Origin of the sequence: Ornithinicoccus hortensis (genome assembly GCF_006716185.1) — a bacterium.
Lineage (GTDB): Bacteria > Actinomycetota > Actinomycetes > Actinomycetales > Dermatophilaceae > Ornithinicoccus > Ornithinicoccus hortensis.
In genome coordinates this window covers 1,626,738-1,643,570 of sequence record NZ_VFOP01000001.1, presented here as the reverse complement: position 1 = coordinate 1,643,570, position 16,833 = coordinate 1,626,738, and the positions used below count along the sequence as shown (strand labels likewise).

16 protein-coding genes and 1 riboswitch are annotated in these 16,833 nt (G+C 72.4%); of the genes, 13 read left to right on the top strand and 3 right to left on the bottom strand.

The genetic code is table 11. The features are described from left to right. Positions 1–29 precede the first annotated feature (29 nt). Positions 30–160: riboswitch (FMN riboswitch) on the bottom strand. A 239-nt stretch (positions 161–399) separates the two neighbouring features. The 3 genes from FB467_RS07665 to FB467_RS07655 all read left to right on the top strand — a co-directional run bounded on the left by FB467_RS07665 (position 400) and on the right by FB467_RS07655 (position 3,108). After that, the gene (locus FB467_RS07665; protein WP_141784574.1) at positions 400–1,005 is read left to right on the top strand and encodes a hypothetical protein; all 606 of its coding nucleotides are present in this window, start codon (positions 400–402) and stop codon (positions 1,003–1,005) included. Between the two features lie 155 nt (positions 1,006–1,160). Next, a complete protein-coding gene (locus FB467_RS07660) occupies positions 1,161–1,895 on the top strand; it encodes a hypothetical protein (RefSeq protein ID WP_141784573.1) in 735 nt (244 codons plus the stop codon). Between the two features lie 253 nt (positions 1,896–2,148). Continuing rightward, positions 2,149–3,108: a DMT family transporter gene (locus FB467_RS07655; RefSeq protein WP_141784572.1), complete on the top strand. Its 960-nt coding sequence runs from the start codon at positions 2,149–2,151 to the stop codon at positions 3,106–3,108. A 21-nt stretch (positions 3,109–3,129) separates the two neighbouring features. Here the strand turns inward: FB467_RS07655 and FB467_RS07650 are convergent, their stop codons facing one another. Next, complete coding sequence (locus FB467_RS07650; protein WP_141784571.1) at positions 3,130–4,524, bottom strand: class I SAM-dependent methyltransferase; 1,395 nt, start codon at positions 4,522–4,524, stop codon at positions 3,130–3,132. A 247-nt stretch (positions 4,525–4,771) separates the two neighbouring features. On the opposite strand from FB467_RS07650, the gene FB467_RS07645 reads away from it, so the two are divergent. The 8 genes from FB467_RS07645 to FB467_RS07605 all read left to right on the top strand — a co-directional run bounded on the left by FB467_RS07645 (position 4,772) and on the right by FB467_RS07605 (position 12,961). Next, positions 4,772–6,073 (top strand): alpha-amylase family protein, encoded by a 1,302-nt coding sequence (locus tag FB467_RS07645; protein WP_170230623.1) that lies wholly within the window; start codon positions 4,772–4,774, stop codon positions 6,071–6,073. Positions 6,074–6,105: 32 nt separating this feature from the next. Then, on the top strand, positions 6,106–7,008 hold the full coding sequence (locus FB467_RS07640; RefSeq protein ID WP_141784570.1) for an alpha/beta hydrolase: 903 nt from the start codon (positions 6,106–6,108) through the stop codon (positions 7,006–7,008). Positions 7,009–7,071: 63 nt separating this feature from the next. After that, positions 7,072–8,073: a hypothetical protein gene (locus tag FB467_RS07635; RefSeq protein WP_141784569.1), complete on the top strand. Its 1,002-nt coding sequence runs from the start codon at positions 7,072–7,074 to the stop codon at positions 8,071–8,073. Between the two features lie 70 nt (positions 8,074–8,143). After that, positions 8,144–8,380 carry a hypothetical protein gene (locus FB467_RS07630; protein ID WP_141784568.1) on the top strand — a complete coding sequence of 79 codons (237 nt, stop codon included), beginning with the start codon at positions 8,144–8,146 and terminating at the stop codon, positions 8,378–8,380. After that, positions 8,373–9,473, top strand: a complete 1,101-nt coding sequence (locus tag FB467_RS07625) for a hypothetical protein (RefSeq protein WP_141784567.1) — start codon at positions 8,373–8,375, stop codon at positions 9,471–9,473. The genes FB467_RS07630 and FB467_RS07625 overlap by 8 nt, the downstream gene beginning before the upstream one ends. Before the next feature lie 58 nt (positions 9,474–9,531). Beyond that, positions 9,532–10,008: an OsmC family protein gene (locus FB467_RS07620; RefSeq protein WP_141784566.1), complete on the top strand. Its 477-nt coding sequence runs from the start codon at positions 9,532–9,534 to the stop codon at positions 10,006–10,008. 48 nt (positions 10,009–10,056) lie between these two features. Next, positions 10,057–11,082, top strand: coding sequence for an LLM class flavin-dependent oxidoreductase (locus FB467_RS07615; RefSeq protein ID WP_141784565.1), 1,026 nt, complete (start codon positions 10,057–10,059; stop codon positions 11,080–11,082). A gap of 412 nt (positions 11,083–11,494) precedes the next feature. Then, positions 11,495–12,961: an HNH endonuclease signature motif containing protein gene (locus tag FB467_RS07605; protein WP_153390285.1), complete on the top strand. Its 1,467-nt coding sequence runs from the start codon at positions 11,495–11,497 to the stop codon at positions 12,959–12,961. 31 nt (positions 12,962–12,992) lie between these two features. Here the strand turns inward: FB467_RS07605 and FB467_RS07600 are convergent, their stop codons facing one another. Beyond that, entirely contained in the window at positions 12,993–13,508 is a 516-nt protein-coding gene (locus FB467_RS07600) for a hypothetical protein (protein ID WP_141784562.1), read from the bottom strand. Between the two features lie 339 nt (positions 13,509–13,847). On the opposite strand from FB467_RS07600, the gene FB467_RS07595 reads away from it, so the two are divergent. Beyond that, positions 13,848–15,101: a molybdopterin-dependent oxidoreductase gene (locus FB467_RS07595; protein WP_228393337.1), complete on the top strand. Its 1,254-nt coding sequence runs from the start codon at positions 13,848–13,850 to the stop codon at positions 15,099–15,101. Then, positions 15,101–15,865, top strand: a complete 765-nt coding sequence (locus tag FB467_RS07590; protein ID WP_425325827.1) for a fasciclin domain-containing protein — start codon at positions 15,101–15,103, stop codon at positions 15,863–15,865. The genes FB467_RS07595 and FB467_RS07590 overlap by 1 nt, the downstream gene beginning before the upstream one ends. On the opposite strand, the gene FB467_RS07585 is transcribed toward FB467_RS07590, so the two are convergent. Beyond that, positions 15,849–16,787, bottom strand: a complete 939-nt coding sequence (locus FB467_RS07585) for a MerR family transcriptional regulator (RefSeq protein ID WP_141784561.1) — start codon at positions 16,785–16,787, stop codon at positions 15,849–15,851. The genes FB467_RS07590 and FB467_RS07585 overlap by 17 nt on opposite strands. Between the last annotated feature and the right edge of the window lie 46 nt (positions 16,788–16,833).

The window sequence follows — 16,833 nt, the reverse complement described above, 5'->3', positions numbered from 1 at the left end:
CCGGACCGTGCCTGGACCTGCGGTGCAGGTCACGCGCTGCCTACCATCCGGACTTTCACCGTCGGTCCTGGAGTTCCACCAGGTCAACCGGCCGCTGGCTGCGGACGGGTCGCGGACTATCACCGCCGGTTCGGAATTACACCGACCCCGGAGCGCGTGCGGCCAGTATGCCCCGTCGTGCCGGGAACCGGAAGCCCGGCCCCTCCCGGTGGCCCCCACGGACGGCCGCGGCGGACGGTGTCAGGAGCGGTCCCGGGGACCGTCCGTGATCACCGGTCGGAGATCTCTTACGGAATCTTTACCTGTGGAAAACTCCCATCCGGGCCGATGGGCGACCACACTGGCAGGACCCGGGACCGCGGGGGCACTGCGGTCCGAACTGAGATCCGGGAGGGTCCCGTGAAACGAACAGTGCCGTTCGTCCTGATCGGCGTGCTTGCCGTGGCCGGCTGCAGTGGGAATGACGAGCCGGCCCCGATGCCGACGCCGGAAGATTCGTTGACGACTGTTACCGCCGTCCCGCCCGCAGACGACACCGAGCAGACGACCGATGCGCCGGCCGACGATGACCCCACGACCTCGGCACCCGACGATGCAGAGGAGACCACTGAGACGGGAGACATAGAGTCCGGCGCCACGGACGCCGTGTACGAATACGTCTCCACCCTGAACGAATTGAGCGAGCATCCGCAGTCTGGGGTCTTAGAAGCCCTCTCAACCGCAGACTGCGAAACCTGCCGTAACTTCGAGAACGGGATCGATGAACTGGTGTTGAATAACCACCACACCGAAGGGGCGATCGCGGAACTCTCAGATGTGGACGTACTGCGACTGGCGGACAACGTCCAGGTCTCGGGCCGTCTCAACCAATTGGGCGCAAGAGTGTTGGACAACGATGACGGCGTTGTGCGCGACTCGGCCGATCCAACTTCCCTGAACGTGATGTTCGTTGTCGTGCAGGAGGGCGATGCCTGGCTCGTCGATAAGATCCAGGTCGCACCATGAGATTCCTCCAAATCGTGGCGATCTCGATCCTGCTTCCGATCGCAGGGTCACCTTGGGAACCAAACTGTCCGATAGAAGATCTCGAGAAGTGCATCGGCGAGGGCGACGGTGTCTATGTTGGCTTAACGCTCGCCGAAACCACGTCACTCTCCCAGGTGTACCCGGAGGAGAATCCTGGCCCCAACCCCGAGCTCTGGTACGAGTACGCAGCGGTCGTGAGCTGCGTCGGCAACACCCCCGAGAACCCCGAACTGGTCCGGTGCGTCAGCGCGGAGCAGTACTGCCGGGACGTGCAGCCACAGAGCGAGGGCCCCCTGTCACTGCTCTACCGCCGGGAGGCCGACGACGGCGGCCCGTTGACGCCCTGGCAACACTTCAGCCACACCTGCTACACGAGTCATGTCCCGCCGCGGTCCGGCGCCGAGGTCGAGCTGACCGAGGCGATGATCATCGAGCAGTTCCACCGCACGGCCTTCGCGCTCCCGACCGCGTCGCTCCAGCCGGAGGACAACCGGGCGCTGGTCAACCTCCCGGTCTACTTCGCGCTCGAGTGGCCGGAGGAGGGGTTCGAGCCGGGTGAGGTCGACACGACCACGATCGTGGGGCACGAGGTGCGCATCCGTCCCGTCTTCCAGGACGCCACCTACTCCTTCGGTGACGGGACGAGCGAGGGACCGACGGCATCGATGGGCGGCACCTATCCCGACGGCGACATCACGCACGAGTACGCCTCCTCGGGCGAGGTCGGTCCGAGCATCACCGTGACGTACGGGGGTGAGGTCAGTGTGGACGGTGGCGGCTGGTCCACGATCCCCGCGACGATCGAGATCTCGGGCCCGGCCCAGCCGTTGGAGGTCCTGACCAGTCGCAACCGGCTGCGGGGCGACTGACCCTTCGCCGGAGTCCCGGGTCCCCTGCAGCACCGGTCGGGATAGGGCGGGAGGTCGCCGCGCCCAGACCGCGGTTGGGTAGCATCACCGTCATGCACCGCACGCGCATCATCACCCCGCCGGTCCGCTCCTGAGCAGAGCCCGACCGGTCCACGCCCCACGGCGGGCGTGGTGACCTGACGTCGAGCGTCACAGCGCTGTCGGTCTCTGCTCCTCGCGGTCCCAGCCACCTCGCACCGTCGGAGCATCCCCCATGACCTTCCGTCCATCCTCACCTTCAGCACGCACAGCACGCGACCTCACTCCGCAACCCACGACCTCCGGGTTCGGTCTCCTCGTCATCGCCGGCCTCCTCTGGGGCACCGGTGGTGTCACCGGCGCCGCCCTCGCCGACGCCACCGGCCTGGGCGGACCAGCGGTCGCCACCTACCGGATCGGACTCGGTGGCCTGCTGCTGGTCCTCGTCCTCCTGGCGCAGCGACGCCGGGTGCCCCGGGGGCGTCCCGCTGTCACCCGGATCCTGCTGACCGGCCTGCTCGCGGCGCTCTTTCAGGGCTGCTACTTCGCCGGGGTGCAACTGGCGTCGGTGAGCATCGCCACGCTGATCGCGATCGGCTCGGCCCCCATGGTCGTCATCCTGACCCAGTCGGTGCGGCAGCACCGGCTCCCCACGGTGCGCCAGCTACGACCCGTGGTGCTCGGCATCACCGGCCTGGCGGTCCTCGTCCTCGGCCCAGGTGGCGGGGACCGCGGGCCGGACCTGCTGGCCGGCACCGCGCTGGCCCTGGCGGCCGGGGCGGCGTTCGCCATCTTCACCATGCTCGGGGCCCGGCGCCATGTGGGCACCGACGCCCCGATGGTGACCGGCTACGGGTTCCTCGCCGGCGGAGTGATGCTCGCCGTCGTCACGGTGCCGTTCAGCCCGATGACCTTCGCCCCGACGGTCAAGGGGCTCGGGCTGCTCACCCTGCTCGCCGTCGTGCCGACCGCACTTGCCTACACGGTCTACTTCCGCGGCCTGCCGCACGCAGGCGCCGCCACCGCGACCGTGGTCGCACTGCTCGAGCCGCTCACGGCCACGGTGCTGGCCGTGCTACTGCTCGGTGAGCCGTTAAGCCTCCCGCTCGTGCTCGGCGGCGCACTGCTGCTCAGCTCGGTCCTGGACGCACGCCCGCGGGTGCCCAACGAGCACCCGGCCCCGCACCAGCGGTAACAGGACCGCGACGACCACCGCTCAGCGCAGCCAGCCCAGCCGCCGCACGCCGAAGCGGACGGTCGCCCCCTGCTCGACCTGAGCGTGCAGCTCGAACGCGTCGGCGGTGCTGACATCACCGACCTGCGCCTTCCGGAAGTAGGTGCCGCTGCGCCGCTCCTCCAGCATGAACGTCGGGTGCTTGCTCTTCGGGCGCTTCGTCATGTCCCACTTCCAGCGGGCCACCCGCGTGCCGCCGGCGTAGAAGTCGGCATAGAACGCGACCACCCCGTCGATGTCGAGCGGGTCGAGCTCGAACCGGACCCCGCGGACACCGGTGCAGCGGAACTGCATACCCGCGTAGTGCCCCTTCGCCCCGCGCAGCGCCGGGACCCTGCGCAGCGGTCCCCGCCCCAGCCGGCCCAGGTTCGCGGCCAGCGCGGGGTCGGCCTCGGCCGTGGCCTCCAGGTAGGCCCCCCGCTCGTTGCGCTCCGGGTCGGCCGGCCGCACCCGGTGGGAGGTCAGCCGCCGGTTCCAGCGCGACTCCACCGGCTCCACGTCCACGTTGTCCACGCGCATCGGCCACTCGGGCGGGGCCTCCAGGTCGGCGACCAGGTCCGGCACCGCGGCCGCGGCCAGCGCCGAGCGACCGCTGCCCCGCGGGTCGCGGCTGGCCAGCACGAAGACCCACGTGTTGGCGAGCGGCTCGACGTGGTGGACCGTCAGGCCCGCGGCGGCCAGCATGTCGCGCACCCGGGCGGCGCCGAACATCGCGACGTGTCCCCAGATGGTCTCCAACCGGCCTCGCAGCGGGACCGAGACCAGCAGGTCGGTGCCCTCCGGCAGCGCGTCGGCCAGCGCCTTCAGCCCGGCCTCGGGGTCGGGGACGTGCTCCAGCACCTCGCAGCAAACCAGCAGGTCGGTGCCGTGGTCGGCGACCACCTCACGGGTGAGCTGGTAGAGGTCGCCCTGCTCGGCGGTGGCCCGGTCGGCGAAACCGTTCGCGGCGAACATGGCGTTGGCCGCCCGGACGTTGCCCGCCTCCAGCTCGATCCCCCGGTAGCCCCCGATCCCCGCGTCGCGCAGCAGCATGGTGGCCAGGAACCCGCGGCCGATGCCGATCTCCATCACCCGCTCCCCCGGGCGCACCAGGGCGCAGGTCCACGCGAACCGGGTCAGGTTGCCCGGCGACTCGTACATCGCCCGCTGGAAGGCCGACAGCCCCTCGGTCGGCGGCAACGGCGTGTATGCCGACGCGCCCCGCTCGGTCGACCGTTCCCACCGGGGCGCGAACACCGTGCCCGTCCGGGCGGGGCCCAGCCGCTCCATCACCTCGACGAGCTCCCAGCCCTGTCGCACCAGCGCCTGCTCCCACGGATGCTGACCCTGCCCCTCGGCGGGGCCGTCGACCCCCGCGACGACGTCGTTCCCGTCCATGCCCCGCTCCTCACCGTTGTGGTGGGCGTCAGGTTACCCACGCTGGCTGCGCGCACGCGGCAGGCGCCGGTATGCCGAACGCGTGGGTCGGCATACCGGCGCGGCGTGACCACGGGATCGGTGGAGGTCCGGTTGCTGCCGGCCGGCTCCCCCGTCCTGCCGATGGTGCGCGCCCAGGTAGCCCGGCTCGACCGTGAGCTGGGCCTGCCCCGGACCTGACGCCCCCTGCCACGGGAGGTGGCGCCCTATGCTGACGGCCAACGACGCGCCGGCATACGGTCGGCACGGGGACGGAGGTGCCGTGGGCTGGGTCGAGCACGCGATCTGGTGGCACGTCTACCCCCTCGGTTTCACCGGTGCACCGATCCGCCCCGAGCACCCCGGTGACGCACCGGAGCGGGCGCCGCGGCTGCGCCGCCTGCTCCCCTGGCTCGACTACGCCGTGGACCTCGGGCTGAACGGCCTGCTGCTCGGGCCGGTCTTCGCCTCCGCGAGCCACGGCTACGACACCCTGGACTACCGGCGGATCGACCCGCGCCTCGGCGGCGACGCCGACTTCGACGACCTGGTCGCCGCCTGCCGCGAGCGGGGACTGCGGCTGGTCCTGGACGGGGTCTTCAACCACGTCGGCCGCGATCACCCGACCCTCACCCGGGTGCTCGCGGAGGGTCCGGACTCCCCCGACGCCGACCTCTTCGCGATCGAGTGGGACGGCGCCGACGGTCCGCGACCGGCCGTCTTCGAGGGTCACGGCGGCCTGGTCGAGCTGGACCACCGGAGCCGGCGCACGGCCGAGGAGGTCACCGGCGTCATACGGCACTGGCTCGACCGCGGGGCGGACGGGTGGCGGCTGGACGCGGCCTACGCGGTCGACCCGTCCTTCTGGGCCCGGGTCCTCCCGCAGGTCCGGGAGACGCACCCCGAGGCCTGGTTCGTCGGCGAGGTGATCCAGGGCGACTACCCCGCATTCGTCACCTCCTCCGGCGTGGACTCGGTCACCCAGTACGAGTTGTGGAAGGCGATCTGGTCGAGCCTGGTCGATGCCAACTTCTTCGAGTTGGACGCAGCGCTGACCAGGCACAACGGGTTCCTGGACACCTTCACCCCGCAGACCTTCGTCGGCAACCACGACGTCACCCGGCTGGCCAGCAGGGTCGGTCCCGAGCGGGTACCGCTCGCCGTGGCCGTGCTGCTGACCGTGGGCGGCATCCCGTCGGTCTACTACGGCGACGACCAGGGCTACACGGGGATCAAGGAGGAGCGGGTCGGCGGCGACGACCAGGTCCGGCCCGCCTTCCCCGAGCGGCCGGATGACCTGTCCACCCTCGGCGCGGCCGTGCACCGCGCCCACCGCGAGCTGATCGGCCTGCGCCGGCGCCACCCCTGGCTCACCACCGCGCGCACCGAGACCCTGGACCTGACCAACGCCCGCATCGTCTACCGCGTGCACGCCCGCGACGGGCAGCACCGGCTCGACGTGGAGCTCGACGCCACGGCGCCGTCGGCCACCGTCCGGGACGGCGCCGAGGTGCTCTGGCAGGTGCCGTAGGCCCGCCGCGGCGGGCCTGACATCGTGGCCCCATGGACATCCGTGAACTGCGCCCGCCCGTCCCGGACGGGCCGTTCCCGCCGCCGACGCACTACCCGCCGATCAGCACCACCGGGGTGCGGGGCGCCCGGTCCTGGACCGGCCTGACCTATGCCTTCGTCCACGGCTTCCGTCCGCTGACGCTCGACCTGCACGTGCCGACCGGCGCGTCGGGTCCGGTGCCGCTCGTGGTGTGGATCCACGGCGGCGGCTGGGTCGAGGGTGACCGGCGCTACGTGCCGTTGCAGTGGGGGCAGCAGACCCTCTTCGACACGGTGGTCGGGGCCGGCATGGCGGTCGCCACGGTCGACTACCGGTTGCTCGCCGAGGAGCCCTTCCCGGCCCCGGTCCACGACTGCTTCGCCGCGCTGCGCTACCTGCGCCGTTATGCCCCGGATCTGGGCGTGGACCCCGGCCGGGTCGGGGTCTGGGGCGAGTCGGCCGGTGCGCAGCTCGCCGCGCTCCTGGCCTTCGCCGGCAGCCGTCCGTATGCCGATCCGCACCTGGTCGGCGACCTCGGCGTCGGCTCCGGTCCCGTGGATACCCGGGCCGCGGTCCTGTTCTACGGGCCGGACCGGCTGGAGGAGTTCGCGGCAGACGACGGCGGCGCACCCTTCCTCGGCGCGGCGGCCTTCCAGGGCGATCCGGACGTGCTGCGCGCCATGGCACCGGCCGAGCACGTGCACGGCGCGGTCCCGCCGACCCTGCTCATGCACGGCGCCAGCGACGGGGTCGTCGGGGTGGAGCACAGCGAACGGCTGCACGCCGCCCTGCTGGGTGCCGGCGTCGACAGCACCCTGGAGATCACCCCGGGGGCCGACCACTGCTTCATCGGCACCCCCATCGGGCCGCACCTGGACAGGGCCGTCGCCCACCTGCGCCAGCACCTGCGCTAAACCGGGTCCCCCCGCCGCCAGACGGCCAGCGGTGCGAGCGGGGCGGGGGATAGTCTGCCGGGCATGAGGATCCGGGGAGGACGACCGTGGACCGTGTGCGCCGTGGGCGGCGCGCTGGCGCTCGCCGGCTGCGGCGGTGATGGGCCGGTCGTCCAGGAGGCGCCCTCCGCCACCGCCGACGACGCGTCTCCCACCGCGACGGAGGCACCACCGGCGGACGACGAGACGCCCACGACCGACACCCCCGGGGACGACACCGGGCCCACCAGCGCCCCGGCGGACGACGCTGCGACCTTCACCGCCCCACCGGCGGAGGACTCCCCCTCGGCGGCACCGACCGGCAGCATCCGGGACGCCGACTTCGCCGGCCTGACGTTCACCGACACCTGGACCGGTCAGGAGGTCACGCTTGAGCAGGGCACCGCCACCATCGACACCGACGGCTTCCCGACCCGCTACACGCTGCAGGAGGACCCCGACTTCGCCGACGTCGACGGCGACGGCGCCGAGGACGCGCTGGTGCGCATCTTCGCCGAGCAGGGCAACGGGTGGGCGGACTACACCTATGTCCTGCTGTGGGAGGAGGAGACAGCGGGACCGCGCCAGGTGCTGCCCGCCATCACCGACGACGCCCGCTGCGGCAACGTCACCACCGCGATCGTGCCGGAGAACGGCGTCATCACCGTCGACTACCTGGACCGCACCGTAAACTCCGAGGCGTGCGCGGAACAGCCCAGCGCCGAGGCCACCCGGACCGTGAAGATCGTCGACGGCTACGCCTTCGAGATCGAGCCACACCTGTCGGCGCTGCTCTACTGCGGAGCCATAGGTGCCGAGCCGGCCCCGCCGGAGGACACCGGCCTGCCGGACGGCAGCATCCGGGCCTATCCCGACGACGCCGCGATGGCCCTGATCGACCTGGACGAGACCTACCGGCTGTCCATGCCCGAGGAGGGGATGCGCACCGACCCGGCCCATCCCGGGTGGACGATCATCCAGTTCATCCTGCCCGGGCAGGACACCAGCGCCTTCGAGCGACAGTGCGGCTGGTTGAGGACCGACTGACCCCGCCCTCCGGTCCATTGACACCCGCGAACCGTTGGGTGAATCCTGTGCCCAACGGACGGAGGCGCGGATGGCGATCAGGATCGTGACCAGCGAGGATGACCCCGAGGGCAACCCGATCCGTTACGTCCGGCTGAGCACCGACGTCACCAAGGTGGAGCTCAGCACGTGGGCCGACAGCCTGCCCGGGAACGCCCGGCTCACGATCGAGAGCCGGTCCAGCGAACTGTCCCGGACCGAGATCGTGGACGTGGTCTCCCCGCACGTGACGTCGGTCCGGGTCACGATCGCAGACCTGGATGACTAGACGGATCCGGGCGGCCGCGCGGGCCGCCCTCGCGGCCCTGCGGGGCGGTCCCGACGCCGCGGCTGACGGCACCGCCGGACCCACACCCGGCTCCACCGCGACCAAGGCCTCTTCCGCCGGGGAGAAGGCGGGCGCCGCCAGCAGCGACCCGGGCAACCCGTTCGCCGAGGCCAACAACCAGTACCTCAACTCCATCAAGTGGCTGATCGGTGCCCTGGCGGCGATCGCGGCCCTGTTGCTCGCGGGCACCCAGCTCTCCGACATCCGCGAGCTGTCCTGGCCCGAGGACCGGATCCGGATCTTCCTGGCGGGCGGCACCTTCACCGTGGTCCTGCTCTCCGTCGTGGTGGCGGTCGGACTGCTGGCACACGTGCAGATGCCAGGCCGAGGCAGCGACCTGGCACGGCTGAGGAAGATCGTGCAGGAGGGTCGGGGCCACGAGGTCGTCCGGTCGGTGGACGAGGACTCCTCCTACCACCGCGGCACCGGAAGCCTGGCCGACCTGCTCGCTAAGGTCGCCGAGACGAGCACCGAGTACTACCAGGCCCGGGACGACGCGATCACCGCCCGGCTCGCGGCGGCCGCCGACCCGGACTCGACCCCGTTGGCCAAGACCAAGGAGGCCGCCGAGGCCACCCTCTCGGTCCGGTCGGAGGTCTACGCCCGCTACCGTCTCGGGCTCCGGCAGGTGTCCCAGCTGGACGGCCACCTGCAGATCGCCAGGCGGGCCCAGCGGGTGACCAAGATCGTGCTCGGGCTGACCCTGGTCTCCGCCCTGTGTCTCGTCGGGTTCGTCTGGGCCGCGAACCCACCGGTGACACCGGCCGAGAAGGCCCTCGACCCGGCTCCGGTCGCCGCGCACCTGCGGCTGACGGGCGAGGGGGAGGTCTGGGCGCAGCGGCTCGGCGCGGGCTGCGCCGAGGCCGCGGCGGAGGACGCCGGGATCCCGGTGATCGCCCTCGCCTCGGGCACCGGGGGCGTCACGGTGATGGTCGTCCCGAGCCAGGCCTGTCCGGACCCCGTGCAGGTCACTGTCGCGGCCGGTGAGGGCACGGTGACGCCCGACGAGGTGGTCGAGCTCCCGGCACCCTGACCCCTCGTGGTGACGGCACCGGGGGGGGTGCTGCCCGCGCCGGGAGCAGACTGTCCCCATGCTCGAACACACCTTCCCGACGACCGTGACCTGGAGCGGCTCCACCGCCGAGGGGCTGCGCCACTACACCCGCAACCACACCGGCACGGCGGGGCCGGGCCTCGAATTGGAGCTGACCGCCGACCCGCACTTCCGCGGGGTGGCCGACCGGCTCAACCCCGAGCAGCTCGTCGTCCTCGCCGCGAGCAGCTGCCAGATGCTGTCCTTCCTCGCCGTCGCCGCCCGCGAGCGGCTGGACGTCGTGGCCTACACCGACGACGCGCTCGGACGGATGCCGATGGCCCGGACCGGGATGCGGATCAGCACGATCACCCTGCGCCCCCGGATCGTCCTGGCAGCGGGCAGCGACACCAGCCGGATCGCGGAGCTCACCCAGCGCGCCCACGAGGAGTGCTTCATCGCCAACTCGTTGAACAGCGCCATCACCGTCGAGCCGGTCGTCGAGATCGCCGACCCGGAACCGTCCACCGAGTGAGACGGCACCGGGTGGGAACACCCGGGCCACAGGATTGTTGACGCAGGTATGCCGAACCCTGCCCACCGCATACCCCTGTCCGTCCTCGAGCTGGCCCCGCGGTCCCGGGGCATGTCCCCGGCCGACGCCCTGGCCGAGTCGACGAAGCTGGCGCAGGAGGTGGACCGGCTGGGGTACCACCGGTTGTGGGTGGCCGAACACCACGGCAGCGAGGCGTTCATGGCGTCGGCGACCTCACTGCTCCTCGGGCACATCGCCGAGCACACCGGGCGGATCCGGCTCGGCTCGGGCGGGGTGATGCTGCCCAACCACTCCCCGCTGATGGTGGCGGAGTACTACGGCACCCTCGCCACGCTCTACGGCGACCGGTTCGACCTCGGCCTCGGACGGGCGCCGGGCACCGACCCGATGACGGCCGCGGCGCTGCAACGCGGGTCCGGGCAGCTGGACACGTTCGCGCGGGACGTGCTGGACCTGGTGGGCTACCTGGGCGACCCCGACGGTGAGCGCAAGGTGCGGGCGCTGCCCGGCGAGGGCACCAAGGTGCCGTTGTGGATGTTGGGCTCCTCCACCGGCGGCGCCCAGGTGGCCGCCCTGCTCGGGCTGCCGTTCTCCTTCGCCAGCCACTTCGCGCCGCAGCAGATGACCGAGGCGATCGCGCTCTACCGGGAGCGGTTCCAGGCCGACGCCGACACCGCCCAGGTGGACCGCCCGACCGTGATGGCCGGCGTCAACGTCCTGGTCGCCCCCACCACCGAGGAGGCGGAGTTCCTCTTCAGCACGGCCCGACTGATGGCCGCACGGATCCGCACCGGTCAGCCCGCGCCGCTCGACCCGCCGGTCGAGGACCTCGGCTCCGTCCTGCCGCAGGGGGTCCTCGAGCTCACGTCCGGGCTGCACTCCTTCCGCGCGGTCGGCACGCCGGAGGAGGTGGTGGACCGGTTGGAGGCCATCGTGGCCGAACACGACCTGGACGAGTTGATCATCACGACCTACACCTACGACCCGGAGCTGCGCCGCCGGTCCTTCCGGCTGCTCGCCGACGCGTGGGGTCTCCCGGAGTCGTCCGCCTGACCTCGGGGTCACCAGCAGGTGACAGACCCTCGGGCCACCAGCCGGATCGGCCGAAGTGGACACGGGCCCGACTGCCGAGTCGCGGATCACACGAGGCACCATGGCCTCCACGTTCGAGTTAGGTTAGGCTGGCCTTACGCCTGCAGCGCCGCGCTCCGCCCGCGTCGCTCGCTGCAATAGTCGCCACAACTCTTCAACGGGTCACCGTTCGGGAGCGGGCCTGCAGGCGGCCAGGTCCCCCGCCGCGCGCCGGGCGGGCGGGGTCACCGTCATCCACAGCACGTCACCGTCCACAGGCTCCGACCGCGGTGCGGACACGTCTCGATGGGGCCGATTACGGTGGGGGCACAGTTCGGGAGGGGGCTCCGGCGACACCGGTCGGCGGAGTCGGGACGCGGCAAGGGGGTGTGTGGTGGCGGTCCAGCCAGTCGGGTCGGAGGAGGAATCGGCCGCGGACGCTCACGCCCTCGACGTGGGCCCTGGCACCGCCGGCACCGCACCGGCGCCGGCCTCCCACCCGCTCGAGGCCATGGTCGACACCGTGGAGGCAGCGATCCATGCGACGGACCGCTCAGCCTGGGAGGGCCTGGCCGAGCCCGAGATCCGGGCCCTGTACGGCCGACTGAGCCGGGTCTGTGAGCAACTGTCGGCGCACCGGATGACCGCCGCCCGGGTCCTGGACGCGGCGGGGACCGCCGCCAAGGACGGGGCGACCTCGACGGGATCCATGCTCGGCGCCGACTTCGGCGGAGACCGGCGTACCGGCGACGATCTGGTCCGGCTCGGCAACAACCTGTCGAGGGCGAAGGCCGTCGCCACCGAGGAAGGATTTGCCACCGGGGCGATCAGCCAGGCCCAGGCCGACGTGATCGCCGGGATACTCAGCCGCCTCCCGGACGATGTCACGCCGCAGGACCGCGAGATGGCCGAGAACACCCTGTTGGCCGAAGCACCCACGATGAGCCTGCGCGACCTGCGCCGGCGGGGTGATCGGATCAGTGAGGTGTTCCGGAGCACCGTCGAGCAGGCCGACGCCGACGAGGAGGCGATCGTGAAGGCGCGGGAGGCCCGCGCCCGCGCCAGGACCGAGTTCTGGCTGCGCGACAGCGGCAACGGGACCTATCGGGGCGGATTCACGATTCCGACCCTGCAGGGCGAGATGCTCAAGACCATGCTCGAGGCATCCGCTGCTCCGCGCAGGGACCACATCCGCACCCGGGCCCAGTGCGGCGCGGGCGAGCCGGGTCCGGTGCCGGATGAACGGACGTATCCGCAGAAGCTCGGGCAGGCCTTCTGCGCGCTGATCGAGCACGTGCCCACCGACGGGTTCGCCCACGCCGGCGGCTCAGCTGCGGTGATCGCAGTCTCCCTGTCCTGGGAGAAGCTGGCTTCGGGAACCGGGTGCGGCAGTACGAGCACCGGGGTCCGCCTCTCCGCCGGGGAGATCCGCCGGCTGGCCTGCACCCACAAGCTCCTCCCGCAGGTCTTCAACGGCACGAGCCTGCCCCTGGACCACGGCACGACGAAGCGACTGTTCGACTGGCACCAACGAGTCGCCTACGCCCAACGGGACCAGGGATGTGCCACCCCCGGATGCGACCGACCGCCGGCCTGGTGCGAGGTCCACCACGCGGGCGACGCCTGGGCCGCCGGGGGCCCGACCGACCTCGACCAGGGCGTGATGCTCTGTCCGTTCCACCACCACCAGCTCCACCAGGGCCTCTGGGTGATCCGCTTCAACCCGCGTGACGGCATCCCCGAGTTCCGCAAACCGCTGGGGACCACGGGACCCGGCGATACCGGCAGGGGCGCGGTGTGGAGACGCAACACCCGGTACAAGCCACCCCGGGACCTCGGGGCGGCACCCGAGACAGCCTGACCGCACGCCCAGGTGCCGGGGCCCTGCTGCGTCACGGGCGGGCGTCGGTGCCCCGGGCCGCTTGAAGGTCGAGCACCAGTCGCGGACGGCGCCACCGGGTGACCTCACGGGCCCAGTGGGCCACGGGGTAGGCGAGCCGGACGACGTAGTAGTTGAGGTACTCGACCATGCCGAACACCCAGACCGCCCACACCAGGAGCGCCTCCGCGACTCCCGCGGGGTGGTTCGCCAGGACGCCTACGGCCCCCAGCAGGAGCACCGGAGGCCCCAGCACCCGGCATACCCGGAATGCCCCCGCCACCCGTGGCGGCATCGCTCCGCGTCCCACCCAACTGCGCGCCAGCAGCCAGTAGGCCCCCGCCTGGACCAGCACCAGGAGCAGCGGCGCGAGAGCCCACCAGAGCGCCAGCGCCGCGCGGGCGTCCAGCCGGGGCACGACGACGGTGGCTGCGACGACGGCGAAGACCGCGGCCGCCGTCCACTCGCCCCACCCGAGGCTCAGGTAGCGACGCCGCCACCGGGCACGAGCCGCCGAGTCCCTGGTCACGCCCCCCACGCTACGTGCGTGCCCGCGAAGGAAGGTGACGCGACGCGGCCCCGGGGTCCGGGCGATGGATATTGGCCAGCACCACTGACCGGAGGACCGCACCCATCCGCCGACCCGCCGGCGCCGAAGACCCGGTGTGACCACCTCCGACCCCGCCACCGGCCCACCGCTGGCCCACGGTCCGCACGGCGCCCGCCGCCGCGGGGCCGCGGCCGGCCTGGTCGCGGCTGCGGCGGGGGTCCTGGCCGGGGAGGGTGTCAGCGCCCCGCTCCCCGGCGTCACCGCCCGGTCCTCACCGACCGGGCCGCCGGGGCGAGCACAGCGCTGCGGTTGCTCCCCGTGGTGGCGATGGCCGTGGTCGGGGTCGGGGGTCTGTGGTGGATGCTGCGGACCCTCCGCCCCACGAGCGCCCACCCCACCGACGCCAGGACCGCCTCGCCTCCCGTCCCGCAGACCTGGGCGGAGCGCGCACCGGGCCGGACCCGGGTGCTGCTCACCGACGACATGGCTGGCAGGGAGGTGCCGCCCGGCTTCGACCGGCGCGCCTTCCTCCGGGCCGCAGGAACGGTCGCGGCGGTCGGCGCCGTCGGGGGCGCAGGGGCCCGACTCGGCGCCGGCCCCGCGGCCTCGGGGGCACGGGACACCCTGACCCTTCCCTCCCCGGCCGAGGCTGCGCCACCGGTGCCGACCGGGGTGACCTTCGAGGTCCCCGGTCTGACGCCGTACCTGAGCAGCAACGCCGACTTCTACCGGGTCGACACGGCCCTCACCGTGCCCGACGTGCCGCTCGAGGGCTACCTGCTGCGGATCCACGGATTGGTCGACACCCCGCTGGAGCTCAGCTTCGCCGACTTGCTCGAGCGCAGGCTCGTCGAGCGCCGGATCACCCTGACCTGCGTGTCCAACCCGGTCGGCGGCGACCTCGTGGACAACGCGACCTGGCTCGGCATACCGATGCGCGACCTGCTCGAGGAGGCCGGCGTGCAGGCCGGCGCCGACGCCGTGAAGTCCACCAGCGCCGACGACTTCACCGCCGGCACCCCGCTCTCGGCGCTGACCGACGACCGCGGGGCCCTGCTGGCCATCGGGATGAACGGTGAGCCGCTCCCCCTGGAGCACGGCTTCCCGGTCCGGATGGTCACGCCCGGCCTGTACGGCTACGTCTCCGCCACCAAGTGGCTGGTCGACCTGGAGGTCACCCGGTTTGCCGACTTCACCCCCTACTGGACCGACCGTGGGTATGCCGAGCAGGCCCCGATCAAGCTGTCCTCCCGGATCGACGTGCCCGGCCCGTTCGCCCAACTGGGCGCCGGCCGCGCCGTCGTCGCGGGCGTCGCCTGGGCACAGCCCCGGGGGATCGAGCGGGTCGAGGTCCGCGTCGGCGACGGCGAATGGCAGGACGCCGAATTGGCCGAGGAGGACTCCACCCATACCTGGCGCCCCTGGCGCTGGGAGTGGGAGGCCGCCCCCGGCACCCACCGCCTGGAGGTCCGCGCGACGGACCGGACCGGCGACACACAGACGTCCCAGCGGGCCCCAGTAGCGCCCGACGGGTCGACCGGATGGCACAACGTGACGGTCACCGTCACCTGATGCCGACACCCACCACGGAAGGAACCACCATGCGCACCCTGCGTACCAAGAAGTCCCTGCTGGCCCTCGTCGCTGCCTCGGCCCTGGCCCTCTCTGCCTGCGGCGGCGACGGGGACGACGGCGACGCCGGCATGGACGACATGCCCGGCAACGAGCAGTCCGAGGGCAACGCCGCCGACGACGGCACGGCCGAGGACGACATGGCCACCGAGGAGGGCATGGCCGGTGAGGACGACATGGCCGAGGAGACGACCGAGGACATGGCGGCCGGCGGCAACCTCGTCGGGCCCGGCTGCGCCGCCTACGCGGAAGCGGTGCCGGACGGCGCCGGGTCGGTCGAGGGCATGGCCCAGGACCCGGTGGCGGTCGCGGCGAGCAACAATCCGCTGCTCACCACGCTGGTCGCCGCGGTGTCCGGCGAGCTGAACCCGGACGTCGACCTGGTCGACACCCTCAACGGGGACGAATTCACCGTGTTCGCCCCGGTCGACGACGCGTTCGCGGCGGTCGACCAGGAGACCCTCGACGCGCTCTCCACCGACGCCGACCTGCTGACCACGGTGCTCACCTATCACGTGGTGCCCGGCCAACTGTCTCCCGAGGAGGTCGTCGGCGAGCAGACGACCGTGCAGGGCGGCACCGTCGAGGTGGCTGGCGAGGGCGACTCGCTGACGGTCAACGACGCCACCGTGATCTGCGGGGGCGTCGAGACCGAGAACGCCACGGTCTACCTGATCGACGCCGTCCTCATGCCGGAGATGTGAGACCGGTCCGGTGACCGGCACGGCCCCCGGCAGCACGGTCCCGGTCGGTGAGCTCGGCGACCAGCCGGGCCGCACCGCCGGTGATCGTGTGCCCCAGCCCGAGGGCACCCCGCAGCACACCGTGGTGCGCGCCGCCGACCGCGACCAGCAGGTCGGGGTCGGCGGCGCGGAGCGCGTCGACGGCTTCCTGTGCTGCGGGGACGTCCACCCCCATCGGCACCGCCACGACCGCGGCCACGGCACCGTGCCGGCGTACCCCGTCGACCCAGCCGTCGGCGGGCAGGTCCGGTCCGGTGTAGAGCACGTCGACCCCCTGCCGCCGGGCGGCCGTCGCGAACGCCAGGGCACCCAGCTCGTGGTGCGCACCGGCGGGCAGCCCGATCAGGACCGGGTGACCGGCGGAGGGTCGTCCCGCCGCTTCGTAGGCGGCGGCGAGCCTGCGCAGGACCGCGTGGGCCGCGAGGTGCTCGCCGCTGACCGAGACCGTGCCACGGCTCCAGGCCTCCCCCAGCTCGGTCAGCGCCGGCATCAACCACCCGTCGGCGAATGCCTCGAAGCTGGCGTGGGCCATCACCTCGTCGAGCACCGCCGCGATCGCCACCCCGTCGAGCCGCGCCGCCGCGTCCACGAACCGGGCCGCGGCATCGGCCGGCACCTCACCGGCGTCACCGGGGTCAGCAGGGCCCCGCTCGCCCCCCGGCGCGGAGGCGTCGCCCAGCACCTGCTCGGCGGCCTGCTTGGGCGCCCACCCCTGGGCGACCAGGTCGCGCATCCGGGTCAGCCGGCGCAGTGCCTCCTCGTCGTACACCCGGTAGCCGCTCTCCGTGCGGGCCGGCGAGACGACGCCGTAGCGCCGCTCCCAGGCGCGCAGCGTCGCGACCGGGACCCCGGTCTGCTCGGCGGCGCGCTTGATCGTGTACATGGTGCGGACATCCTAGCCATCCCTCGACATACATTAGACAAACATT

Coding starts and splice junctions, on each gene's coding strand:
- FB467_RS07655 (WP_141784572.1), top strand. CDS start 2,149: ATGACCTTCCGTCCATCCTCACCTTCAGCACGCACAGCACGCGACCTC.
- FB467_RS07650 (WP_141784571.1), bottom strand. CDS start 4,524: ATGGACGGGAACGACGTCGTCGCGGGGGTCGACGGCCCCGCCGAGGGG.
- FB467_RS07645 (WP_170230623.1), top strand. CDS start 4,772: ATGCTGACGGCCAACGACGCGCCGGCATACGGTCGGCACGGGGACGGA.
- FB467_RS07640 (WP_141784570.1), top strand. CDS start 6,106: ATGGACATCCGTGAACTGCGCCCGCCCGTCCCGGACGGGCCGTTCCCG.
- FB467_RS07635 (WP_141784569.1), top strand. CDS start 7,072: ATGAGGATCCGGGGAGGACGACCGTGGACCGTGTGCGCCGTGGGCGGC.
- FB467_RS07630 (WP_141784568.1), top strand. CDS start 8,144: ATGGCGATCAGGATCGTGACCAGCGAGGATGACCCCGAGGGCAACCCG.
- FB467_RS07625 (WP_141784567.1), top strand. CDS start 8,373: ATGACTAGACGGATCCGGGCGGCCGCGCGGGCCGCCCTCGCGGCCCTG.
- FB467_RS07620 (WP_141784566.1), top strand. CDS start 9,532: ATGCTCGAACACACCTTCCCGACGACCGTGACCTGGAGCGGCTCCACC.
- FB467_RS07615 (WP_141784565.1), top strand. CDS start 10,057: ATGCCGAACCCTGCCCACCGCATACCCCTGTCCGTCCTCGAGCTGGCC.
- FB467_RS07590 (WP_425325827.1), top strand. CDS start 15,101: ATGCCGACACCCACCACGGAAGGAACCACCATGCGCACCCTGCGTACC.
- FB467_RS07585 (WP_141784561.1), bottom strand. CDS start 16,787: ATGTACACGATCAAGCGCGCCGCCGAGCAGACCGGGGTCCCGGTCGCG.